The following is a 24,218-nucleotide window of genomic DNA, read 5'->3' as shown; positions in this document are numbered from 1 at the left end:
CGTAGATTTCAAATAGCTAATTTACCGATATAATACCAACAAACACGTAACACCAGACTTTTAATCTAAAAGGGCGTCATTTGTCAGTTAAATAAACTACAAACAATTACTGCACCAAATTTTCTTCATCGAAGTCAAAGGGGATGCAAATGATTTTCATCTAGAAAAAGTAGCCACAACTTTGACAAATCGCTTACTTTCTGAAAAAGTGAGGTTAATCAACTGTTGCCTACGCTTTTCTGGCTAATAATCAAACAAATAATTATGCCTAATGCTCTGTTAAAGCTTGTATTGACCTTGTTTATCACGTGCCTGTCTTTGACTGTTGCTCGTGCCCATGACTCTATTACTCACTCTGTTGAACTTAATAGCGACAATTTTAGTGTACCTCAAGGTCTATCTCAGAGCACCGTTACCTCTATTGTTGAAGACGAGCAAGGATATGTATGGATAGGCACACTAAATGGTTTAAACCGTTTTGACGGCAAGTCTTTTACCCGTATCAAGAGCCACCACAGCGGTTCATTGTCTAGCACTTTTATAAGAAGCCTTTATTATTCAAATAATCATGGTCTACTTATTGGAACTGACAAGGGCTTATACGTTTTTGATCCAGTCAATGAGCATTTTCAGCAATTAGTTCCGCAAAATACATTGTTGACTCAAGCAATTTGGAGCATTAACGAAAATGAAACCGGGCAGCTATTTATTACGCTACCTACCGAATTATTGGTATTGAACGCAGACCTCACTGTGAGTTTTCATGATACCAAGCCTACGGCAAAAGAAATTAAGAAAACGATAATAAAAAACAACATAATCTACACCCGAAATTACGATGGTGAACTCCATAGTATTGATATTAAGAACTCAGGAAAAACCCAAAAGCTCGTCGACAATGTCATCGATATTATCGAGCTCAATGACAAGATTGTTTTTTCAACAGCGTCCGGAATAAGCGTAATAGAAAGTGATACGACTTCGAGCATAGTGGCTCTGGAGTCGCCCCATCTAAGTGAAGCAAACGGCGTCGTTTATGCCGTGAATAAAAATGGCATTTATAGCGTAGACGGTAATAACCTCGAGATCGTTGGTCAGTTTAAGCACAATATTGCTGAAAGAAAAATTTCCAGCTTTTATCGAAGCCAAAATGGGTTCTATATTGGCTTTAACAATCAAGGCTTCCAACTTATTCTAGATGAGAGAAATCTTGTCCAGCAAATCACTGCTGAAGTTAATAACACTTGGAGTATCACGCCGTATAAAGAAGAGCAAATACTCGTAGCGTCAGATCAACCAACAATCAATCGATACGATAGGAACCTAAAGTTAACAGCAAAATATGACAGCGGTATCATTGGTTTTAAAAATGCAATTGAGCTTAACGGTGATATCTATATAGGCAGTTACGAAGGGCTGATAAAAATATCACCTAATAATGAAAAAAACCAAATACTTGAAGATACTATCGTCACAGTGCTGGCAAAGCACAAAAACAAAATATATTTAGGAAGCTATGACGGGCAAGTATCGGTCATTGACAATGAACAATACGAATTTACGATAGATACCTTAGTTCAAGAGCCTATCTTAGATATTTTTGCCACCGAAAAAGCGACTTATATCGCCTCTCAAAGTGGCTTCTACGAATACCACAACAACAGTTTAAGAAAAATACACGATGAGATCACCTACAGTGTCAGCCAGCTAGGGAATAACATCGTGTTTGGCACTGCGACGTCCATCATGCAATATGATCCCAACGGCAAAGTCTCAACTCTGTTTAGTAATAATAAAGAGATTTATGCATTGGTGGGGGTTAACAATAGCCTTGTAGCCTCATCTTTAGGTGAAGTTGTTTATTTAAAAGACAACACCCCCTTTGTCTTACCCACGGCTTACGGCAGTCAATATGAGTACAACACCCCGAGTAAATTAGTCTTGGATGCCAGTACTGTACTTTTAGGTGGCATTGATGGCATAAGCTTGTTCAATATCGACAAACTAAATCAGCATGTAGAAAATAAAAAAGTAATAAATACGCTGATAGAAGAAGCGCTGGTGTTTAACGTACCGGTCGCGGTTGGCAGCGAGTTTATAGAACAATCGATGATGAGCACGTCGCAAATTCAACTTAAATATTCCGACTACCCATTTACTTTTAAGTTCTCTAGCCCCAGTGCTAGCGCTCAAGATATTGAGTATTTTTACCAAATGAGTGGTCTTAATGAAGATTGGATTTCGGGCAAGAAGACCCACTCTGCAACTTACACTAACCTATCAGATGGTGAGTACATATTTAACGTTTATGCTATTGACCCTCTCACCAAACAGCAAGGGCCAATTAGAAGCCTACAAGTGCTGATTTCACCGCCCTGGTGGCTTTCCACAACATCTAAGGTCATCTACTCATTATGCACGCTAATATTGTTGGGCTTCACATTCAAAGCAGCGTTAAGACGACGGGAAGTACAACGTCAAATTGCTAAGTCAGAAGAACGCTTGAAGCTGTCACTCTGGGGCAGCGGTGATGAAATGTGGGACTGGGATATTGAAACCGGCCAGATCTATCGCTCCAATATCTGGGGCTCTTTGGAATTCCCTCGCGATGGACAGCGCTCTGGTGACGGCAGTGAAGAAAGCAATATCCACCCAATGGATCAAGAGCGCGTAAGTAGCGCGCTAAATAAACATTTCACCGGCGAATGCGATCATTTCGAGGCCGCTTACCGAGTAAAAGGCAAAGCGGATGAATGGGTATGGATTTTAGACCGCGCTAAAATTGTTGAGCGAGACGAACAAGACAAACCGGTTCGGATGACGGGTACCATCAAGAACATCAACAACTTTAAGCAAGCTGAAGAACAATTACGCTTGTTTGAGCGCGCAATCGAGAACATTTCTGAAGGTATGTTTATACTCGATAGCCAGTTTGACTTTGTCGAAGTGAACGAAGCTTGTTGTGACCTGTGTGAAAAAAGCCGCAGTGATTTTATTGGCACCAAACTTAACTTTGATTTGTACCCTGACAGTTATTCAGAACAGATCCATGCCATATTACAGCAGCAAGGCAGCTGGAGTAATGATGTCGAATCCTCTAAAGGCGATGGCAGTAGTTTCTTAATGGAGCTAACCATTGATGCCATCTATGACGAGCAAGGCGCGTTGTCCCACTATGTCGGCGTATTCTCCGATATATCACGTCGTAAACAGCAAGAAGAAGAGCTGCGAAAACTAACCAATAATGATTTACTCACTAGCCTGCCCAACCGCTCGAGCTTAATGGTGACGTTAGGTAACCTAGTACGCAAAGATACTCACCACACATTGATGGTATTGGATTTAGACAACTTCAAAAAGATTAATGACTCACTGGGTCACCAAGTTGGTGATGAATTGCTGAAGATGGTCGCCCTGAGAATTGAAGCTGCAGTACCTTACCATACAAGCATTTATCGTTTAGGTGGCGATGAGTTTGCCATTCTTGTTGATAACAACCCCGATATCGGCTCTGCAGCAGTGATCGCCAATAGCGTTATCGATGCTTTTAATAATCCATTTGACCTATCTAATGACCGAGTGGTCGTGGGTGTCAGTATAGGTATTGTGCTGTATCCTGAAGATGATCAAAATGAGCAAGCACTGCTGCGTAAGGCAGACATCGCTATGTATCATGCCAAATCTGGCGGTGGTAACCGATACCAATTCTACTCTGAATCACTCAACCGTAATGCAATTCGCCAGCTTGAAGTTGAAAATTTAATTCGTGAAGGACTGAAAGAAGATCTGTTTGAAGTCTACTACCAACCTAAGATTGACCTAAAATCTGGCAAGCTAGCCGGCATGGAAGCTCTGGTACGTCTAAATCACCCTCAGCATGGTTTGATACCACCAGGAGATTTCATTCCTCTGGCAGAAGAAACTGGCTTGATCATTGATATCGGTGAAGTCGTGCTAAAGAAAGCGTGCTTTGCGGCACAAAATTGGCGCCGTCAAGGAATCTTCAATGGTAGGGTTGCTGTCAATTTATCATCGCAACAATTCGCTCTACCCGACCTCCATCAACGCATAGAGTCAATTTTACGTCTAACTCAGCTACCTGCAAGTAATCTTGAGCTAGAAATTACCGAAGGGACCGTCATAAAACAGCCGGAAAAAGCGATCAAGGTGATGGATCAATTGTCGCAAATGGGCGTCAGCCTTGCGTTAGACGACTTTGGCACCGGATATTCGTCACTGTCATATTTAAAGCGCTTCCCTATCCATACTCTTAAGATCGACAAAGCATTTGTTGACGATATAGATAAGTCCGACAGAGATCTTAAAATGGTTGATTCTATTATCACCATCGCGCACAACATGGGGCTCTCTGTTGTCGGTGAAGGGGTTGAAGAAGCATCACAACTGAGTATACTAAAAGCATTAAAATGCGAAGAAATACAAGGCTTTATATACAGCAAAGCGGTAACAGAAGAATGCTTTTCTAAGCTGCTAATTCAAGAGAATATTGAGCCTCAAAAGCATGTAAAACAGGCAAATTCCGGCCCTAAAATGTAATCAAAATGCTAAATAAATAAGGAAAAATGTAAAACTTGGCATAACACCTGCAATTACTCTCTCAAACGTCAACGTTTTGTTGATACAAAAAAAACCACCTTGAGTAGAGAGAGATAAACATGATTAACGGACTAGTTACTGCCATCGCCCTTACCTTAACAGCACCTACTGCAATTAATGCACTGGATACTATTAGCATTGATAACAGCGAAATAGCTGGATCTCCTCATATCAAGTTCAAGCCTGTTGAATTAGCGGGTTCGCCACACATTAAATTCAAGCCTGTTGAGCTAGCTGGCTCACCTCACATTAAGTTCAAGCCTGTTGAACTAGCAGGTTCACCACACATTAAATTCAAGCCTGTTGAACTAGCGGGTTCACCACACATTAAATTCAAGCCTGTTGAATTAGCGGGTTCACCACACATTAAGTTCAAGCCTGTTGAACTAGCAGGTTCACCACACATTAAATTCAAGCCTGTTGAACTAGCAGGTTCACCACACATTAAATTCAAGCCTGTTGAACTAGCCGGTTCACCACACATTAAATTCAAGCCTGTTGAACTAGCCGGTTCACCACACATTAAATTCAAGCGTGTTGAACTAGCCGGTTCACCACACATTAAGTTCAAGCCTGTTGAACTAGCCGGTTCACCACACATTAAGTTCAAGCCTGTTGAACTAGCCGGTTCACCACACATTAAGTTCAAGCCTGTTGAATTAGCCGGTTCACCACACATTAAGTTCAAGCCTGTTGAATTAGCTGGCTCACCACACATTAAGTTCAAGCCTGTTGAATTAGCTGGCTCGCCACACATTAAATTCATCAATACTGCACACGCGTAAGGAGAAGTGACTATGTTAAATTCACTAAAGAAAGCCCTAGGTATTGCGCACAAGTCAGAACGTAAACGTGTTGAGTTGCCTGTTGGCCTTGATCATTTGGAAGTGATTCCTGCGAAAGTCTGGTGGAAGTAACCTTTTGGTTACCTCAAATAATCGTAGTAAATAAAAAAGGAGCCAACGGCTCCTTTTTATTTTGAATGACGCTATAAGCCAATATTGACGTTACCGCGCCCTTGCGCTTTTTTCCAAGCAAAACGCTTATGGGTGCTTAATAACGGATAACCAAATGGTCCACACAGCAATCCGATAAAAGCCCAGCGTTTGACGCCTAATCCTGCTCTAAATGCTAAATTTCCCATCACAAGTGATGATAACAACAAGCCCGCTACAACGAACAAAACCATTGGGTGTATACCTCTTACTGCTACTACACCTGCCAATACATCCCACGCAAACAACCTCATAAATTAGGGTGTGTACGCAGATAGCTGTACCAACAGAAACCGTCCAACGCGAACCTTAAATTGTACACTAAGCCATCATATTTTGGCTAAAAAATTAACAAAAGTTGCCTTTTAATCGAAAAAAAACGGCATAAATATGCCGTTTTTAATTTCAATAACAATGACCTGGAGTATAACTATGAGTAAAATTTACTTTGCTCTTCAGCCATTTTCTTTAGACGTTCACATGGTGTAAAGCGATCGCCATACTGAGACTGGTACTGGGTCAGTTTATCAACTAAGTTTTGCGCACCTAAGGCATCAATATACTTAAACGGCCCCCCAAGAAACGGTGGGAAACCAATGCCGAAAATCGCACCAATATCCCCATCACGAGCTGAGCTAATAATCCCCTCTTCCAAACAGCGTACTGCTTCGTTGAGCATTTGCACAACACACTGCTCTGCAAGCTGTTCAGCCAGTTTGCCCGCGCCTGGGCTCACTCCTAATACGCCATAAACGCTTTCATCTACGCGCTTATCTTTAGGTTTTCCATTATAAAGATAAAAACCTTTCTTATTCTTACGGCCTTTACGGTCATCCGCTAGCAACTTATCAAATGCCGCCGGCGCCTTGAAACGCTCACCTAATTCCGACTCTAAAATGGGGGCAATCTTAGCTCCAACATCAATACCTACCTCATCAAGCAGTGTCATTGGCCCGACTGGGAAACCAAACTTCACTAATGCTTTATCCAGATGTTCAACGCCATTACCTTCTAATAGCAAGTTAGCAGCTTCATTCATATACAGCGCTAAAATACGATTCACATAAAAACCTGCACCGTCTTGAACAACAATAGGAGTCTTACCCTGCTTTCTCGCAAATGCAACAGTGGTAGCAATGGTTTGCGCCGATGTGCCTTCATGGGCAATTACTTCAACTAACGGCATTTTTTCTACTGGTGAGAAATAATGCAGCCCTATCACATTTTCAGGCCGACTTGCCGCTTGGGCGATTTGACCGATAGGCAGTGACGAAGTGTTCGATGCGAAAATGGTATGCTCGCCACAGTGTGCCTCAACATCTTTAACCATTTGATGTTTTAAGTTGATATCTTCAAATACGGCTTCAACTACAATATCGGCATCTTTAACACCTTTGTACTCCGTTGTAGTGGTCATCAACGCCATTTGATTATCACGAGCTGCAGGGGTGATATGGCGACGTTTAACACTCTTATTAAGTAGCTTATAGGCATAGGCTAGCGCATTACTTAACCCTGTCTCATTGATATCCTTTACCCTAACTGGCAATTTAGCTTTAGTTGAGGTCACCGAGGCAATACCACCGCCCATTAATCCACCACCAAGCACCATCACCTTCTTAAGCTCACCGGGTTTAGTATCGCCCGCACCGGTTTCTTTTTTCATCTCTGTTGTAGCAAAAAAGATACTGCGCAAAGCTTCTGACTCAGGTGTCATAACCAGCTTAGCAAAATGACTCGCTTCCACTTCTAAGCCTTTCAACAAACCTTTAGCACTACCTTGGCGCACACAGTCAATAATTTTCTCAGGCGCAGGATAATTGCCTTGAGTCTTTTTATTAACCTGTTTGAGCGCCTGATCAAAGATAATATTACGCCCAACAGCGGTCCCTTCTAATACTTTATTAACCGTCGATAGTTTGGGCTTTTTGGCTGCTTTTTTACCTTTTAACGCCATATCAATGGCGGTTTGTAATAGAATCGACTCAGGCACAACGTCGTCCACCAAGCCCATTTTCTTAGCTTGTTTAGGTCTAACTTGTTTGCCCGTTAACATCAAATCAAGGGCTTTAGTGATTCCCACTAAGCGCGGTAAACGCTGAGTTCCACCGCCGCCGGGCAACAAGCCTAGCTGAACCTCAGGTACGCCCATCATGGTTTTTTTACTATCAGTACATACACGCTGATGACAAGCCAGCGCTAATTCTAGTCCACCGCCAAGGCACGGCCCATGAATCGCAGCAACCACCGGAATATTTAGCCCTTCTAAAGCTAAGAATACTTGGTGGCCTTGCTGAGATAACTGCTTAGCATCTTCTTCGGTTTGACAAGCATCCAACATGCTGATGTCTGCACCAGCAACAAAAGAGTCAGCTTTACCCGAGGCGACCACTAACCCCGCTATCTGACTGTCGGCCTTTATTTCCTCAAGCATGGTACTGATCTGCTCGCCAAACTCTGCTCGCAGGGTATTCATGGTTTCACCAGGCACATCCATAGTCAAAATGGCAATACCATTATCGTTGCGAGTTAACTTGAAACTGTTTTCCATCACATTACTCCACTTCAACTATCATTGCTGCGCCTAAACCACCTGCGGCACACGCTGTTGCCAAGCCCGTTCCACCACCACGACGCTGTAGTTCGCGACACAGTTGCGTGATGATCCGCGTTCCTGTTGCTGCAAATGGGTGACCATAGGCAAGCGAGCCACCAAGCACATTAAATTTGCTCATATCAATTTCACCTATCGCTCTGTCTCGACCTAAGTGCTGTTGAGCGAACTGCTTAGAAGCAAACATCTTCATATTGGCTAATGTTTGCGCCGCAAAGGCCTCATGCATTTCAATGAGGGTAAGATCTTCCAGCTCCATTCCTGCACGCGCTAGCGCCATAGGCGTGGCGTAGGATGGTCCCATTAGCATGTCTTGCCAGACATCTATGGCACTAAACGCATAACTCTTTATATAACCGATAGGCGTGTAACCCATGGCCTTAGCGCGGCTCTCACTCATCAGCAATACCGCTGATGCACCATCGGTTAAAGGCGTACTATTTGCCGCGGTTACTGAGCCATGTTTTCTATCAAATGCCGGGCGCAATTTGGCATATGACTCAATTGAAGAGTTTTCACGAATATTGTTATCGCGATCAATAAAGCTATTGTAAGGCGGGACGTGGGCAGTCATAACCTCATCAGTTAGTTTGCCCGCGTTCCATGTTTCTGCGGCTAAAGTGTGCGAGCGATGTGCAAGTGCATCTTGATCTGCACGGCTTATGCCGTAGGTTTTTGCCATTTGCTCAGCCGTTTGGCCCATTGATAGACCAGTAGAATACTCGGCTACGGCTGGCGGGACAGGCAGCAGATCTTTTAAGCCTAGGCGCTTGATGATGGCCAGTTTTTGCGAGAATTTACGGGCCTTATTTAGGTCGACCAAAGCATGGGCTAGTTTCTTGGAGACACCAATCGGTAGAACAGAAGAGGAGTCAGCGCCGCCAGCAATACCGACTTCGATATTACCGGTCATAATCGATTCGGCAACATTCACTGCAGATTGGAAACTGGTGGCACATGCTCGCGTCACGCTGTAGGCATCGGTAGCAATATCCATTCCGGTACCCAATACGATTTCCCGTGCGATGTTAGGAGCCGCTGGCATTTGCACCACTTGACCATAAACTAACTGCTGAATCTCTTTAGGGTCAATTTCAGAGCGAGAAAGCATCTCATTAACCACCATTTTACCCATGTCGAGTGCTGATACGCCATGGAAAGCCGTTGCTTGTTTAGCAAATGGTGTTCTTAGACCTGTCACAATCGCGACGCGGTCGCCATTGGCGTTGGTAACCCGCTGTAAATTACTCATTACTAACCCTCTTATTAACATCCACTTGGTATTCAAGCTGATGCGATTATTATTGTGTCCCTAAAAACCTGTCTTATCTCACCTGCTCAACAAACAGGTCTGACCATCAAAGTGTGATCTGATTCTAACTTCTTATGTTAAAGTTTTAAACACCTGTTTGGTTTTTAATCGTTAAATATTGAAAAAGTGCTTTATTAACAATGTTTAATTGAATATATTTTGAAAGTGATGGTCCAAATACGTCATAGTCAATGAATAATATTAGTGGTTAAAAGAGAGCCTTTTGCGCTAAAACGTCATCTATTTGTTTTAAATTAAGCCAACTAAGTCGGCTTATATGGAATTATTTCAATGACGAGATGTCCTAACGCTCATACAAAAATTTACGAGTAGCAACATGCCTTTAAGTCGATTTCACGCATTAAGAGAATACCTAGACCAAGTTATTCTTGGTCAGCCAGTCCTGACAGAAAACCTACTCATTGCATTAATTGCAGATGGCCATTTATTAGTCGAAGGCCCACCAGGCCTAGCTAAAACCCGCGCGGTAAAAGCCTTGTGCGATGGTGTTGAAGGGGATTTTCACCGCATTCAGTTTACCCCTGATTTATTACCCGCAGATTTAACAGGTACCGATATCTATCGCGCTCAAACCGCCAGTTTCGAGTTTGAAGCCGGGCCTATTTTTCACAATCTCATTTTGGCAGATGAAATCAACCGCGCGCCGGCTAAAGTCCAATCGGCGCTGCTAGAAGCCATGGCCGAAGGTCAAGTGACTGTGGGGAAAAATAGCTACAAATTACCCGAACTATTTTTAGTCATGGCCACCCAGAACCCATTGGAAAATGAAGGCACCTACCCGCTACCAGAAGCGCAGTTAGATCGTTTTCTCATGCATTTAAACCTCGACTACCCCAGCGCAGAAACAGAGTTTGCCATCATGCGTATGTCACGCAATGAAGCATTAAAACAAGCGCTGCCCGAAGTCACACCTATCATGCAGCAAGAAGTGTTTGCCGCACGGGAACAAGCACTTGAGATCTACCTCGCAGAGCCTTTAGAGAAATATATTGTTGATATCGTAATGGCAACACGCACACCAGCTAAATACAGTGATGACCTGGCTAAATGGCTCGAATACGGTGTCAGTCCACGCGCGACCTTAGCACTTGAGCGCTGCGCAAGAGCCCGCGCTTGGATAAAAGAGCGTGACTTCGTCTCACCTGAAGATATTCAGGCGGTTGCACCTAATGTGTTACGCCACCGCTTACTACTGAGCTATCAAGCCCAAGCCGAAGGGGTCAACAGTGAGCAGGTCATTAGTCACATCTTAAGCATGGTGGCGGTACCTTAGTTTATGGTTAGTCAGGACTTACCTCTGTTTGCCGATGGTATCCACCTGTCGCAACAAGAGTTACTTGCATGCCAAAATTTGGCCAAAGCGATTCCAGAGCGTCGAAGTAAAGCTAAAGCGGCGCTCGCCGGACACCGTGCAAGTAACATCAAGGGCCGCGGGATGGAGTTCGCCGAAGTACGCCATTACCAAAGTGGCGATGATGTACGCACCATTGATTGGCGCGTGACCGCCCGGACCGGCAAGACCCATACCAAACTGTTTGTCGAAGAACGTGAACGGCCGGTTATCGTGCTGCTTGATATGAGCCATAGCCTCTACTTTGGTTCCAGTTTGTTGCTGCAATCTGTGCAAGCTGCCCATTTAGCCGCCACCTTAGGTTGGAATGCGATTGCCCATGGTGACCGCTTAGGCGCACTGATTGCCAGCGAACACCAGCACATTGAACTGAAACCTCGCAGCAGACAAAATGGTATTTTGCAGCTAGTTTCTGCAATTGAGAAAATGCACCAACAGCAACTGTCGCACATCAATGATTTGCCAAGTGAACCTCAACATATGTACCGTGCCTGCCAAAGGTTGCAACGCTTAGCCAAGCCCGGTTCGCTGATCTGGATTATTTCCGACGGCAAACATATCGACCAACAATGTATTGGCCCACTACTGGACTTGAAACGTCATTGCGATATTGGGGCTTTTTTAGTGACGGACCCCTTACGCCAAGGAGAGCTGAACTTACCAAAGCGTTTTTCCTTGCCCGTGCGCGATGGCGACAAAGAGCTAACACTAAATCGACAAAGCTACGATGCATGGCTAATGACTCAGCAGCAACAGCAAACAAACTTCGTCAACATGATGGACAAATTAAGTGTCGAAACACGATTTGTCGATGCCGGTAGAAATCTTAATCAACAGATCGGAGCCCTAAGATAGATGTCAGCACCGACTCACCCCGCATTGGCCAATTTGCAAGATATTCAGTTGCCCGAACAGATCCATCAATGGCCCATTGCACCAGGCTATTGGTTAGCTTTAATAGCGATAATCGTCATTGTTTTACTCATCATACGAGCCTGGAAGCGTCGTCAAAGTAAACTAGCCGCAAAACGCAGTGCTATAGAAGCGCTAGCACTTATCAATATCGATACCCCAAACCTCGCTATTGAAATCAACAGTTTAATAAAACGAGCTGCGATGAGTTACCTCGGCCGAGATACCATTGCCAAACTTGAAGGTCAAGCATGGCAAGAATGGCTATTACAGCACCAAGCTAGCCAGCAACTCGTCACTTTATTGCAGCGCCGTTACCAAGCAGAAGCTTATAGTCGCGAGCAAAAGCAACAACTGCTCTCAGAGACCCAGCGTTGGCTGTCTCAAGCGCTACCGCTAACTATGGAGGCAAACCATGTTTAGTATTGCCTGGCCATGGCTATTTATATTGTTACCACTGCCGCTTATTTTTCGACGTGCTCAGCAACAGCAAAAGGTAACCGGTCACCTGCAACTTCCGGGTGTTAACCAAACGGCAATCGAACAGGTAAAACAGCAGTCTTCACGCCCCTCACTATTGCTATGGCTTATTTGGATTTGCCTCGTTAGCGCTGTCACTCGCCCGCTATGGGTAGGTGAGCCAATCGAACTGCCGAGCAAAGGCCGCGATTTAATGATGGCGGTGGATTTATCTGGCAGTATGCAAATTCAAGATATGGTTATCGATGGCAAGCCAGTCGACAGGCTGGTTTTGATTAAGCACGTATTGAGTGATTTTATCGAGCGCCGTCAAGGTGACCGTTTAGGGTTAATACTGTTTGCCGATCATGCTTATTTGCAGGCGCCGTTAACTCAAGACAGACGTTCAGTAGCCCAATTTCTGAGGGAAGCTGAGATTGGCTTAGTCGGCAAGCAAACCGCCATTGGCGAAGCTATCGCTTTGGGAGTGAAGCGCTTTGAACAAGTCGATGAGAGCAACCGTATCTTAATTCTTCTCACTGACGGTTCCAATAACTCAGGTAGCGTAACTCCGCAGCAAGCTGCAGAAATTGCCGCTAAACGTGGCGTCACAATTTATTCAGTTGGTGTCGGTGCAGAGGTTATGGAAAGGCGCAGCATTTTTGGTACCGAGCGCGTCAATCCATCAATGGATTTAGATGAAGCAGAATTGACAAAGTTGGCAGAAATGACAGGTGGTCGTTATTTCCGGGCACGTAATAGCGAAGAGTTAGAGCAGATTTACCAAGCAATAGATCAACTTGAACCTATCAGTCGAGAGCAATTTAGCTATCGTCCCCAAGCTGACTTATTTTACTATCCTCTCGCTTTAGCTTTGTTATTTAGCATGATCAGCGTGGTGATCAATTTGCCCGTCATGCAACAAATCACTCGCCGGAAAAAGGGGGCGTTATAATGCAGTTTTTACGTCCCGAATGGTTATGGGCACTATTACCTCTCGCCCTCATTTTACTGGCACTTTGGCGATCTGAGAAAGTCAGTTCTAATTGGAGCCGTTATATTGCTCCCCATCTTGCTAAGTTATTAGTGTCTGAAGGTGAACAACAACAAAGTCGTAATCTGGTTTATTTAGCCCTAGCTTGGTTGATTGCTGTCATAGCACTCGCAGGACCGGCGATAAGCAAACAGGCACTGCCTGTATTTCAGGCTGATCAGGCGCGCATTTTGGTTATGGATATGTCTTTGTCGATGTATGCCACCGATCAAGCTCCCAATCGCTTAACCCAGGCAAAATTTAAAGCAACAGATTTGATTAGCGGCTTTGCTGAAGGCGAAACGGCGTTAGTGGCGTTTGCCGGTGATGCATTTACCATCAGTCCATTGACCCGTGATAAGTCCACCCTACTGAATCTACTGCCAACACTCAGCCCAGAGATTATGCCAGTACGCGGCTCGAACCTTCCCGCGGCTTTATCGCAAGCCAAATCATTGTTAAGCCAAGGTGGTCATCTACGTGGTGATATTATTTTGCTAACCGATGGCGTAAAAGCCAATCAGGTTAATCAAGCGAAATCGGTATTAACTGATAGCCAATATCAGCTACATATTTTGGCTTTTGGCAGCAAACAAGGCGCGCCAGTAAAACTACCCAATGGCCAGCTTTTAAGAGATCAACGCGATGAGGTTGTCGTAGCAAAAACTGATTACGCCAAACTTGCAGCCATTGCCAATGATACCGGTGGCGAGCTTTATCAATACCGATCAGACAACAGCGATCTGGACACATTGATTAGCCGTATTGACCAACATCATGCCAGTAAAAAAACTGAACTTGACGGCGAGGTGCTACAAGACCTCGGCCCTTATTTAGCCCTGCTGTTATTACTGCCTATGTTGCTAACATTCAAACACGGAATACAGGCTTATTTATTGCCCATTGGTTTATTATCACTGCTGATGACGACCAGTCACCCCGCGCAAGCTTCCACGTGGGACAGTCTATGGCAAACCCAAAACCAGCAAGCAATGACACAGTACGATCAACAGCAGTATCAGCAAGCCAGCGAGTTATTTACTGAGCCGCAATGGCAAGCCAGTGCCCTGTATAAAGCGGGCAACTATCAACAAGCTTTGCCTTTGTTCGAACAAGATAACAGCGCGCAAGGGCTGTATAACCAGGCAAACAGTTTGGCGCAGTTAGGTGACTTTCAAGAGGCCATTAAACGTTATGAAGCCGCATTAGATAAACAGAACGATTTTCCTCAAGCGCAGCAAAACTTAGACATTGTCAAAGATATTGCTGAACAACAGCAACAAAATGATCAGCAAAATCAGGACAGTCAACAACAGGATGAACAACAAGGCGATCAACAACAAGATGGCCAGCAACAAAGTGACCAACAGCAAGACGGCCAGCAACAAGACAGCCAGCAGCAAGACGGCCAGCAGCAAGACGGCCAGCAGCAAGACAGCCAGCAGCAAGACGGTCAGCAACAAGACGGCCAGCAACAAGACGGTCAGCAACAAGACGGCCAGCAACAAGACGGCCAGCAGCAAGACGGCCAGCAGCAAGACGGCCAGCAGCAAGACGGTCAGCAACAAGACGAGCCACAGAGCAACGATGCCGAAATGCAGGCTGATAGCCAAAATAGTGATGCTGGAGCGCTTGATTCTGCTCAACAAACGGAGCAGCAATCAGCCCAAGCTCAGCCAGCTGACCCTAACAGCACCGGCGAACAGGGCGCTGAGCAAGTCATGGCAACCAGTGCAAGTGATGAGCCCTTACCGCCAGAAATGGAACGAGTCTTACGCTCTTTAGCCGATGACCCACAAGTGTTGCTGCGCAACAAAATGCAATTGGAATATCAAAAACGCCGTCAACAAGGTCAAACTTCTAAGGACAATGAACAGTGGTAATTAGACAAAGAATATTGGTCGCGTTAATCGCACTATTTGCCATCTCGCCCGCATGGGCATTGAGCAGTATTGAAGCCTCGGTCGATCGAAATCCTGCTATTGAAGGTGAATATTTAGTCCTGACGGTCAAAGCAGATGATGATGTAAAAACTGCTAAGCTAGATACCTCCGCATTGCTAAGAGATTTCATTGTTGGTCGAACGAGTGTGAGTCGCAGTACTCAGATCGTCAACTTCGACTCTCGTAAAGAGACCCGTTGGCAAATTTTGATTGCCCCAAAAACCACCGGCCAATTGCAAATCCCAGCGTTAACCATTGACGGCATCGCTTCCCAACCCATTAATTTGCAAGTCGCACCGCAGGGCAGCCAACCGCAACAAGCTAAAAATCTGTTTATTCGGACGAGTTTGTCGACAGAGCAAGCCTATGTTGGCCAGCTCGTTACCTATAAAGTTAAGTTATTCTTAGCGGTAGAGCTGCAACGAGGTGTCTTAAGTGCACCAAATATCGAAGGAGCATCAATAAAGCAACTTGGCGAAGATGTCGATACCACCGAGTTAGTTAACGGTCGCCGCTACCGCGTTATTGAACGAACCTACGCGATTATCGCCGACAAAGCCGGTGACCTTGATATTAGCGGCGCAGATTTTCAGGGGGACGTGCTGGTGCAATCACAGCGCCGTGGTGGCATGTTCTCATTTAATGAAAGCCGGCCGATGCAAGCAAAATCTAGCCCAGCGACATTAACGGTTATGCCGATTCCCCCGCAGTACCACGGCCATTGGCTAGTCAGTGATCTCGTTGCCTTAAATGAAGACTGGCAGCAACAAGAAAGCTACGAAGTGGGCACACCGATTACCCGCAGCTTTAATCTATTGGCATCAAATGCAGATGAAACCAGCCTACCCGAATTAGCGTTTAACCTACCTAAAGGGTTAAAAAGTTACCCCGAGAAAGCACAGCGACAAACCGTTGTACGCGATAAACAAGTTGTTGCGCAGATCAGTCAGTCGATTGCTATTGTTCCTACTCAGCCTGGTGAGTACACCCTACCCGCGATAGAAGTCCCGTGGTGGAATGCCCACACTCGCAAACAGGAACTCGCAAGCCTGCCCGCAAGAACAATTACGGTTGTTGCGCCTGAAGGCAGTGTGGAGCCAAGCCCTTATGTTGCCGCGACACCTGCAGAAAAATCAGGATTAAGCCTATGGTTTTGGAGCACCTTAATTTTTGCAATATTGTGGCTGGTCACCTTAATTGCTTGGGTACGCCAACGTAATCAACCTAGGGTTGTAGCGCCTGTCGCAGACAAAAGTCACCCTCATACCAGTAACGAGGTGAGTTTGCAGCAAGCTTGTGAAAAAGGTGATGTCGGCAACGTATTGTTAATCTTGCAGCGCAATCTATCGGCTGCACGGGGCCAACAACTCAACCTCGCGCAGATAGCGGCATTATCACCGGCACTTGGAGCAGCAATTAGTGATCTACAAACTGCCGCCTACAGCTCAGCGCATTCTCAAGCAGACTTTACTGCATTATTGAATGCCGTTGCATCGCTTGACAGCCAAACCTCGATTGTTAAAAACAGCCCTTTGTCGCCACTAAATCCACAATAACCGCACAATAACATTCAATCGCAAGGGGTTAACTTTGGTTAACCCCTTGCGATTACTGCACCACACGTTAAGCTAATACGGCAAATAGTCACAATAAACTTATGTTCTTCAGCCAGTTAGATAAATATTGTTGAATATAATCACGATGACACTTTGAATACTATAATAAACAATAAGTTATCAAAGTATTACTACCAAGTTAGTTTTGGTTTATCGCTGCAAACGCTCACACGCGGGGTCACAATAATAAAAATGTTTAACTTTGGGCGAAATAAAAATTCTGAATCCTCGGTCAATTCAGACATGCTAAGTAAACAACGACGATACGATAGCCTTGTCAGGGCACTTCATGGTGATATTTATCGCTACGCATACTGGTTATGTGGCGACAAACACATTGCCGAAGATATCACTCAAGAGACTTTCTTAAGAGCATGGCGCTCTTTAGAGTCTTTAAAGGATAACAAAGCAGCGAAAGCATGGTTAATCACCATATTACGCCGTGAGAACGCAAGGCGCTTTGAACGCAAGCAGTTTGACTACTCTGACGTAGAGCAAGAAACCTTAGAAGACAGTTTCTCGGTCTCTACTGAAGAAAATGCAGAGCAACATCTGATCCGCCGTCAAATTGCTAAGCTAGAAGTAGAGTATCGGGAACCGTTAATTCTTCAGGTAATTGGTGGGTTTAGCGGCGAAGAGATTGCCGACATTCTATCGTTAAATCGTAACACCGTAATGACCCGTTTATTTAGAGCACGTAATCAATTAAAAGATTTACTCGATGAACCCCAAGTAAGAGGTCAATCCAATGGATGAGCTGAAATTTCGCCGCCAGGCCTATGAAAACCCTAATAGTGATGAGGCAGACTTTATTGCCGCAATGCAGGGATCTGAAGATCGTAAGGCGTTCGTCAATGACCTAAAGCAATTAGACAATCAACTAGAGCAAGCCTTTAAGGTACCCGTACCCGAAGGCCTTGAGGCCAAGTTATTGCTTAATCAGCAGTTACACCAGCATCAACAGCAAAGACGCAAAACCGGTTTTACCTTAGCGTTAGTTGCCTCAGTCGCGTTTATTGCCGGTATCAGCTTTACCTTGTTGCGCATTGCACCGGTTGATCTTAACCAACATGCCCTCGCCCATGTGTATCATGAAGATGCGGCAATGACCAGTAACGAGCAAATAGGTTATGAGCAACTCAATGTTCAACTGGCCTCAATGAGTCAATCTGGTAGCGGTCACTTTACGCAGCAACCGGGTCGAGTGCTTTATAGCACCTATTGTGATTTTCAAGGTGTAAAAAGCCTGCATTTAGTCATGCAAGGTGAACAAGGCAAAGTCACGGTATTTATTGTCCCGGCAGAAGAGCGCATGCAAATGCAACAACAGTTTGCCGATCAGCGCTATCAAGGACTTGGATTTGAAACCGACAACACTTATATGTTGCTTGTGGGCGAGAATCAGCAAGATTTATCTAACATCAAATCCGAAATAAAACAAAGCTTCATTTAAGCGACTAACATTGCCGTGACACTTTTCACGTGTCACGGCAAAGATCTGCGTCACAAATTGATTCAATATTGAGGTATTTATCAAACATGCTAGCATGTGAGCCACAATTTAAAGAATAACAATATGTGGCACTTGCATGACAATTGAACTTCCTATCCTGATAACCTTTGTTGGTTACCTCGTATTAATGATGGCAATCGGCTTATGGGCCTATAAAGCAACAGACTCTGTAGATGACTATATTCTAGGTGGACGAGGCATGGGGCCTGCGGTCACCGCATTAAGTGTGGGCGCATCCGACATGTCGGGCTGGCTGCTGCTCGGTTTGCCCGGCGCAGTCTATTTAGGTGGACTTGGAGAAGCCTGGATTGGCATAGGCTTGGTGATGGGGGCCTACCTTAATTGGTTGTTCGTCGCCAGACGCCTCAGGGTTTATACCGAATTTACTGACAATGCCCTCACGCTGCCTGACTTTTTTGAAAAGCGCTTCAAAGATAACAAAGGCTTGTTAAAGCTAGTTTCTGCAGTCACTATTTTAATATTTTTTACCTTCTACGCCTCATCTGGCATGGTCGGTGGCGCGATCTTATTTGAAAAAGTTTTTGGTCTAGATTACACCTTAGCACTTATCATTGGTTCAACAATTATTGTGGCCTATACCTTTGTTGGGGGCTTTTTCGCAGTTAGCTGGACTGACTTTTTTCAAGGTTGCCTGATGCTAATCGCACTCCTTATTGTGCCAGTAGTCATATTTAGCCAACCAGAAACCCAACATGGACTGGATAACATTGATCCTGCCATGCTGCAGTTCTTTAGTAGTAACACCACCGCTATCGGACTGATATCACTACTTGCATGGGGACTGGGCTATTTTGGTCAACCGCATATTTTGTCACGCTTTATGGCGATCAAATCGGCAAACGATATTACCGTATCTCGCCGCATAGCCATGAGCTGGATGGTTGTCGCCCTAATTGGCGCTTTGGCAACGGGTATTGCAGGTAGCCTGTACTTTGCCTCAGAGCCTCTGACTAACCCAGAGACCGTATTTATCCACCTTGCCCATGCTGCGTTTAACCCTTGGATTGGGGGTCTACTGATCGCAGCTATTTTATCAGCGATAATGAGCACCATCGATTCACAGCTATTAGTGTGTTCCAGTGTTATCACCGAAGATTTCTACAAGAAATGGTTAAGACCCGCGGCAAGCAGTCAAGAACTGATGTTAGTTGGCCGTATCGGTGTGGTCGCAATTGCTATTATTGCCGGCATCATTGCACTTAATCCAGAAAGCAGCGTACTTGGCTTAGTCAGTTATGCCTGGGCGGGTTTTGGGGCTGCATTTGGTCCAGTGGTATTGCTCGCCCTGTTTTGGCAGGACTATAGCCGTAATGGCGCCGTGACGACTATTATTGTCGGTGCGTTAACAGTTGTTATCTGGAAACAACTTGAAGGGGGTATTTTTGACCTCTACGAAATTGTTCCAGGCTTCTTATTTGCCACATTATCAGGTGTCATTGTCAGCAAGCTTTCCACACCAAGTGATGAGATAAAACAACAATTTAGAGTATTTACTTCAAAATTATAATTGGCTTATTTCAGCCGTCCGGACGGTTAAAAAACAAAATAGCGTACACGCGTACGCTATTTTTTTAATTTATTTTTACTGCCAGCATTTACAAACCTATAACCTTTAATCAAATAACGTAAAAACCTTAATTAGCCTATAGATAAGCGCTATAGACTCACTTTAAAACTACTGCGGTTTATTAGCGCAATCCCCCTCGATAAAATTAACATTTACGCAACCGATTTCGTCTTCTGGTCGGAGTTGTTGCGCCACTACTGCATCCCTAATATGCACTGGTCAAACAAGTGGCTAAGGCTCAGATGAGTCAAAATAGACTAATTTAAAACAACACGCTTTGGCCTAAAAATACAGAGATAATAATGATGAAAACCTTCAACAAGACGCTTTTAGCTGCAGCCATTACCCTGGCCAGCACTCAAACAATCGCCGCTGGCTTCCAGCTAAATAGCCAGTCTGCTACCGGTATTGGTCGTGCTTTCGCCGGTGATGCTGTAATTGCCGATAACGCCTCTGTGTTATCACGTAACCCTGCAGCGATGGCCATGTTTGATGAAAAACAACTGTCAATGGGTCTAACTTACGCTGATGTCGAAGTACAAGTTAGCGATGTAACTCATAGCACTGGTGCAAACTATGGCAGTGTCGATGACGCCGCTGAAGCAAAGATCATCCCAAATTTCTACTACGTTAGCCCAGTGAACGATAAGTTCGCCTACGGCGTAGCCATGTTCAGTAATTTTGGTACTGGTACCGACACAACTGAGTTGTCAAACAACATCATCGGCGGCTTATTGCCTGCACCTATTGATTTGTTAGGTAAAACTGAAGTCACCACCATCAACTTCAATGTCAGCGCCTCTTACCGCTTTAACGACCACTTCAGTGTCGGTGCTGGTGTAGATATCATTTACGGTGAAGGCACACTAACCCGTGGCGGTGCGACCCCAAGTTTAGGTGGCCCTCAGCATGTTGATTTAGTTGATGTTGACGCTGATGGCGTAGCATTCGGTGGTATCGTAGGCGCTGTCTACGAGTTTAACGACAATCACCGTATTGGTGCCAGCTATCGCTATAGCCCAGACTTTAAAGCCACTGGTGATATCAGTATGACTGACCCAGTTGCTGGCGCAATTAAGTTTGATGAAATCAACATCCCTATGCCGAATATCTTCCAAGTAGCGGGTTTCCATCAGCTAACCGAACGTTTTGCTTTGCATTACACTGCGCAGCTAACTACTTGGGGTGACTTCCATGAGATCACTGTTCACGATGGTACAATTGGCGGCAACCCAGTAGCACCAGAAGCGAGTCTAAAAACTTATGCTTGGGATGATTCATGGTTGTTCAGTGTCGGTGGTACCTACACTCTAAATGATAGCTGGACACTGCGTGCTGGTTATATGCATGACACTGGCGTTGTGGGTGAAGTTAGCTCTATCTCAATTCCAGACTCTGACCGAAACTGGTACACCGCAGGGGCAACCTATAACCTGTCTAAGCACACTAGCTTAGATTTTGGTATCGCCTTTGTTCGCGGTGAAGATGTAGGTCTGATTGAAAACAGTGCGCTTGTGGGTGATATTCACGCTACAACACGCTCAGATGCGACCTACTACTCTATGCAGTACAACTACAAGTTCTAACATAACTGACACTTGAAATAATCGGCAGAGGTGCTTTGCTCACCACTGCTGATAAAAAAGCCGCCAAAGTTTGGCGGCTTTTTTGTACTTATGGCATTTTTTTTCTAAAGTTATAGATAAACCTATAAAAATTGACAACAGATATGGCAAAAGTAATTGGCCTAGGCGGCATTTTTTTCAAGAGTAAAGATCCTGCCACATTAGCCGAATGGTACAAAAAATATTTGAACATCCCCATCGAGCCTTGGGGTGGTGCGGCTTTCTATTTAGACCGAATGACACCTGAAAACAGTGCAGGATATAGCGTGTGGACGCCTATGCCTGAAGACACGGATTATATTCAACCGAGCCAGAATCGATTTATGTTTAACCTAGTTGTTGACGATCTTGATGGCGCGTTAGATCAGGTCGCCGCCGGTGGCGCAGAAATTATTGCCGAAACGGAAGAGTCTGAGTTTGGCCGTTTTGGCTGGTTCATTGACCCTGAAGGCAATAAGGTTGAACTGTGGCAAACCCAGCCGCTGGATCAAACCTAATCACCGCAATAGCTTAATTTATTTTAACAAATCACTTTTGTCCTAGCTTTGTCTAACTTTGCAGATTATGCTGAATTGATCGTTTGCTCGACTGTCAATGATAGAGGATACCATGCAAAGAAACCTTCCCCTTGCGGCCACCCTATTTGGTCTACTGTTCATCATCGGCCTAGTGCTATTGTCACAGGGTATTGGGTCCAGCCTCCTTAAAATGCGGGAAATGGAGCGTACAGTAACAGTAAAAGGTTTGGCAGAAAAAGAGGTCAATGCCGATATTGCCATTTGGCCAATCCGTTTTATTGAAGTCGACAACAGCTTAGATAACTTATATCAAAGCGTACAAACCAAAACGGATAAAGTGGTCGCCTTTTTGAAAAAACAAGGCTTTAGCGAAGCAGAGATTTCGCAATCGTTACCCTCTATTGAAGACCGCCAAGCCCAAGGCTATGTCGATCCCAATGTTAAGTTTCGCTATGCCGCTAAAGTGACCATCTCTCTTTATACCAAACAGGTAGATAAGCTACTCGCCACCCAAAAGCAGATGCTTGACCTTGCCAAAGAAGGGATTGCTATCTCAAACCAAGATTATGATAATCGCACCCAATTTCTGTTTACTGGCCTTAATGAAGTCAAACCAGAGATGGTGCAACAAGCAACCCAAAATGCCAGAGAGATTGCCACCAAATTTGCCATCGATTCTGAATCTAAACTGGGCAAGATAAAAAATGCGTCTCAAGGGCAATTTAGCATTCGTGACCGAGACAGCAATACCCCCTACATCAAACAAGTCAGGGTAGTCTCAACCCTCACCTACTACCTAAATGACTAAAGAATAACGACCGAGCGGCAGCCTATTCGCTATTGATTGCTAAGCTGCCGCGCTAAGAGCGACTTAGCCGTTCAATGACCAGAGCCAAGGGCATGCGCTCACCGTGTTGCTACCAAGCTTGTAATGCGCTGTTGGGCATAATGGCACGTGATGGCGCAATGATCGATTCATCCCCCAATCACGTATAATCAAAACACTGGCTAAGCAATCCGCTTCAAGATAATCTATCTGTTTTCGGCCACGATAAAGTCGGCATTGCGCCCAAAACTACTAGGTTGAATAATTTAAGGAAATCACAGTGACTCATATATCCAACACTCATTTTAGTCGTCTTATCAGCTTAATGGTGTTAGCCCTAGGGCTGCTTTTACTCGCCAATAACGCCTTAGCCCAAGACAAAGATCCGGTGCATGCTTGGCAGATGATAGAAGATGGCGCACTCATTGTAGATGTGCGCACGGCCGAAGAGTTTGCCGCCGACCATCTCGATAACGCCATTAATATTCCGTTTGAACAGATAACGACAGAGTTTAGCAGCCGTAATATCGATAAAAACCAAGCGGTAGTGGTGTATTGTCGCAGTGGTCGACGTAGCGGCATCGCACAGCAAGCGCTCGCTGAAGCAGGCTACGCTCATACCTATAATGGCGGTGGCTTGGTGCAGCTGCAGCAAAACAAACCACAGCCTTAACCCTAGCCTTAACCCTAGTCAATTTCATACTCTACACACGCCGCGCACTCCCCTGCGGCGTGCATGTGGTATCGGCAACACTCAAGTATGCTATCACGCTTTAATGAACCACAGCGCTTCTGTCCACTAGCCCACAAATAGATTTTCACGACAGGCCTCACCCATAGGTGATATAATTACTGCCATCTTTATCTGAATACATGTGCTCATGACCCAAGTAAACAATCCACTGCATGGCGTTAAGCTAGAAAATTTATTAAACGACTTAGTTGATCATTATGGCTGGGAAGAGCTAGGACAACGGATAGACATCCGCTGTTTCAATCACGACCCGAGTATTAAGTCGAGCCTTAAGTTTCTGCGCAAGACCCCTTGGGCCAGAGAAAAAGTCGAGTATTTGTACCTTAAAATGACGAAGCAGCCACTGCCTAAACGTAAACCCAGCAATGAAGCCACTGCCGAGCGCAACAGTGCAATGGTTAAACAACGCCAAAGCACGCCTCGCTCAGACGATCAAAATGAATCAAGTAAAGCCCAAGTGAATAGTCACATTTGGGGTGACAACTAAGCGTAGGCGACAGCGGTATAAAGCGAAAACGATC

General features: G+C 44.9%; 19 protein-coding genes. 16 read left to right on the top strand and 3 right to left on the bottom strand.

Annotated elements, in window-relative coordinates; genetic code table 11:
• The first annotated feature begins 264 nt into the window (after positions 1-264).
• Positions 265-4,557, top strand: a complete 4,293-nt coding sequence (locus FLM48_RS08030; protein ID WP_179024280.1) for an EAL domain-containing protein — start codon at positions 265-267, stop codon at positions 4,555-4,557.
• 119 nt (positions 4,558-4,676) lie between these two features.
• Positions 4,677-5,402 (top strand): hypothetical protein, encoded by a 726-nt coding sequence (locus FLM48_RS08025; RefSeq protein WP_179024279.1) that lies wholly within the window; start codon positions 4,677-4,679, stop codon positions 5,400-5,402.
• Between the two features lie 203 nt (positions 5,403-5,605).
• Here the strand turns inward: FLM48_RS08025 and FLM48_RS08020 are convergent, their stop codons facing one another.
• The 3 genes from FLM48_RS08020 to fadI all read right to left on the bottom strand — a co-directional run bounded on the left by FLM48_RS08020 (position 5,606) and on the right by fadI (position 9,478).
• Positions 5,606-5,806: a hypothetical protein gene (locus tag FLM48_RS08020; protein ID WP_028775165.1), complete on the bottom strand. Its 201-nt coding sequence runs from the start codon at positions 5,804-5,806 to the stop codon at positions 5,606-5,608.
• Between the two features lie 236 nt (positions 5,807-6,042).
• Positions 6,043-8,163 carry a fatty acid oxidation complex subunit alpha FadJ gene (gene fadJ, locus FLM48_RS08015; RefSeq protein WP_179024278.1) on the bottom strand — a complete coding sequence of 707 codons (2,121 nt, stop codon included), beginning with the start codon at positions 8,161-8,163 and terminating at the stop codon, positions 6,043-6,045.
• Between the two features lie 4 nt (positions 8,164-8,167).
• Positions 8,168-9,478, bottom strand: coding sequence for an acetyl-CoA C-acyltransferase FadI (fadI, locus tag FLM48_RS08010; RefSeq protein WP_179024277.1), 1,311 nt, complete (start codon positions 9,476-9,478; stop codon positions 8,168-8,170).
• A gap of 397 nt (positions 9,479-9,875) precedes the next feature.
• On the opposite strand from fadI, the gene FLM48_RS08005 reads away from it, so the two are divergent.
• From FLM48_RS08005 to FLM48_RS07940, 14 genes are all read left to right on the top strand, one after another.
• The gene (locus FLM48_RS08005; RefSeq protein ID WP_179024276.1) at positions 9,876-10,832 is read left to right on the top strand and encodes a MoxR family ATPase; all 957 of its coding nucleotides are present in this window, start codon (positions 9,876-9,878) and stop codon (positions 10,830-10,832) included.
• Positions 10,833-10,835: 3 nt separating this feature from the next.
• On the top strand, positions 10,836-11,765 hold the full coding sequence (locus tag FLM48_RS08000) for a DUF58 domain-containing protein (RefSeq protein ID WP_028775161.1): 930 nt from the start codon (positions 10,836-10,838) through the stop codon (positions 11,763-11,765).
• Entirely contained in the window at positions 11,766-12,245 is a 480-nt protein-coding gene (locus FLM48_RS07995; protein WP_179024275.1) for a DUF4381 domain-containing protein, read from the top strand.
• The gene (locus FLM48_RS07990; protein ID WP_028775159.1) at positions 12,238-13,236 is read left to right on the top strand and encodes a VWA domain-containing protein; all 999 of its coding nucleotides are present in this window, start codon (positions 12,238-12,240) and stop codon (positions 13,234-13,236) included. Before FLM48_RS07995 ends, FLM48_RS07990 begins: the two co-directional genes overlap by 8 nt.
• Positions 13,236-15,197, top strand: coding sequence for a VWA domain-containing protein (locus FLM48_RS07985; RefSeq protein ID WP_179024274.1), 1,962 nt, complete (start codon positions 13,236-13,238; stop codon positions 15,195-15,197). Before FLM48_RS07990 ends, FLM48_RS07985 begins: the two co-directional genes overlap by 1 nt.
• The gene (locus FLM48_RS07980; RefSeq protein WP_179024273.1) at positions 15,191-16,813 is read left to right on the top strand and encodes a BatD family protein; all 1,623 of its coding nucleotides are present in this window, start codon (positions 15,191-15,193) and stop codon (positions 16,811-16,813) included. The genes FLM48_RS07985 and FLM48_RS07980 overlap by 7 nt, the downstream gene beginning before the upstream one ends.
• 252 nt (positions 16,814-17,065) lie before the next feature.
• Complete coding sequence (locus FLM48_RS07975; protein WP_179024272.1) at positions 17,066-17,629, top strand: sigma-70 family RNA polymerase sigma factor; 564 nt, start codon at positions 17,066-17,068, stop codon at positions 17,627-17,629.
• Positions 17,622-18,326, top strand: a complete 705-nt coding sequence (locus FLM48_RS07970) for a DUF3379 family protein (RefSeq protein WP_028773558.1) — start codon at positions 17,622-17,624, stop codon at positions 18,324-18,326. Before FLM48_RS07975 ends, FLM48_RS07970 begins: the two co-directional genes overlap by 8 nt.
• Before the next feature lie 136 nt (positions 18,327-18,462).
• A complete protein-coding gene (putP, locus tag FLM48_RS07965) occupies positions 18,463-19,914 on the top strand; it encodes a sodium/proline symporter PutP (protein WP_179024271.1) in 1,452 nt (483 codons plus the stop codon).
• Between the two features lie 365 nt (positions 19,915-20,279).
• The gene (locus tag FLM48_RS07960) at positions 20,280-21,560 is read left to right on the top strand and encodes an OmpP1/FadL family transporter (RefSeq protein ID WP_179026312.1); all 1,281 of its coding nucleotides are present in this window, start codon (positions 20,280-20,282) and stop codon (positions 21,558-21,560) included.
• Between the two features lie 143 nt (positions 21,561-21,703).
• Positions 21,704-22,096, top strand: coding sequence for a VOC family protein (locus FLM48_RS07955; RefSeq protein ID WP_028773555.1), 393 nt, complete (start codon positions 21,704-21,706; stop codon positions 22,094-22,096).
• A gap of 112 nt (positions 22,097-22,208) precedes the next feature.
• A complete protein-coding gene (locus FLM48_RS07950; protein ID WP_028773554.1) occupies positions 22,209-22,925 on the top strand; it encodes an SIMPL domain-containing protein in 717 nt (238 codons plus the stop codon).
• A 343-nt stretch (positions 22,926-23,268) separates the two neighbouring features.
• Complete coding sequence (locus FLM48_RS07945) at positions 23,269-23,616, top strand: rhodanese-like domain-containing protein (RefSeq protein WP_179026311.1); 348 nt, start codon at positions 23,269-23,271, stop codon at positions 23,614-23,616.
• A gap of 208 nt (positions 23,617-23,824) precedes the next feature.
• Positions 23,825-24,184 carry a VF530 family DNA-binding protein gene (locus FLM48_RS07940; protein ID WP_028773552.1) on the top strand — a complete coding sequence of 120 codons (360 nt, stop codon included), beginning with the start codon at positions 23,825-23,827 and terminating at the stop codon, positions 24,182-24,184.
• Positions 24,185-24,218 lie beyond the last annotated feature (34 nt).

The organism is Shewanella sp. Scap07, from assembly GCF_013394145.1.
In the GTDB taxonomy this organism is placed as follows: Bacteria; Pseudomonadota; Gammaproteobacteria; order Enterobacterales; family Shewanellaceae; genus Shewanella; species Shewanella waksmanii.
The sequence above is the reverse complement of the archived record's forward strand: the minus strand, read 5'-3'. Positions and strand labels throughout refer to the sequence as shown.

Coding starts and splice junctions, on each gene's coding strand:
- FLM48_RS08030 (WP_179024280.1), top strand. CDS start 265: ATGCCTAATGCTCTGTTAAAGCTTGTATTGACCTTGTTTATCACGTGC.
- FLM48_RS08025 (WP_179024279.1), top strand. CDS start 4,677: ATGATTAACGGACTAGTTACTGCCATCGCCCTTACCTTAACAGCACCT.
- FLM48_RS08020 (WP_028775165.1), bottom strand. CDS start 5,806: ATGGTTTTGTTCGTTGTAGCGGGCTTGTTGTTATCATCACTTGTGATG.
- fadJ (WP_179024278.1), bottom strand. CDS start 8,163: ATGGAAAACAGTTTCAAGTTAACTCGCAACGATAATGGTATTGCCATT.
- fadI (WP_179024277.1), bottom strand. CDS start 9,478: ATGAGTAATTTACAGCGGGTTACCAACGCCAATGGCGACCGCGTCGCG.
- FLM48_RS08005 (WP_179024276.1), top strand. CDS start 9,876: ATGCCTTTAAGTCGATTTCACGCATTAAGAGAATACCTAGACCAAGTT.
- FLM48_RS08000 (WP_028775161.1), top strand. CDS start 10,836: ATGGTTAGTCAGGACTTACCTCTGTTTGCCGATGGTATCCACCTGTCG.
- FLM48_RS07995 (WP_179024275.1), top strand. CDS start 11,766: ATGTCAGCACCGACTCACCCCGCATTGGCCAATTTGCAAGATATTCAG.
- FLM48_RS07990 (WP_028775159.1), top strand. CDS start 12,238: ATGTTTAGTATTGCCTGGCCATGGCTATTTATATTGTTACCACTGCCG.
- FLM48_RS07985 (WP_179024274.1), top strand. CDS start 13,236: ATGCAGTTTTTACGTCCCGAATGGTTATGGGCACTATTACCTCTCGCC.
- FLM48_RS07975 (WP_179024272.1), top strand. CDS start 17,066: ATGTTTAACTTTGGGCGAAATAAAAATTCTGAATCCTCGGTCAATTCA.
- FLM48_RS07970 (WP_028773558.1), top strand. CDS start 17,622: ATGGATGAGCTGAAATTTCGCCGCCAGGCCTATGAAAACCCTAATAGT.
- putP (WP_179024271.1), top strand. CDS start 18,463: ATGACAATTGAACTTCCTATCCTGATAACCTTTGTTGGTTACCTCGTA.
- FLM48_RS07960 (WP_179026312.1), top strand. CDS start 20,280: ATGAAAACCTTCAACAAGACGCTTTTAGCTGCAGCCATTACCCTGGCC.
- FLM48_RS07955 (WP_028773555.1), top strand. CDS start 21,704: ATGGCAAAAGTAATTGGCCTAGGCGGCATTTTTTTCAAGAGTAAAGAT.
- FLM48_RS07950 (WP_028773554.1), top strand. CDS start 22,209: ATGCAAAGAAACCTTCCCCTTGCGGCCACCCTATTTGGTCTACTGTTC.
- FLM48_RS07945 (WP_179026311.1), top strand. CDS start 23,269: ATGGTGTTAGCCCTAGGGCTGCTTTTACTCGCCAATAACGCCTTAGCC.
- FLM48_RS07940 (WP_028773552.1), top strand. CDS start 23,825: ATGACCCAAGTAAACAATCCACTGCATGGCGTTAAGCTAGAAAATTTA.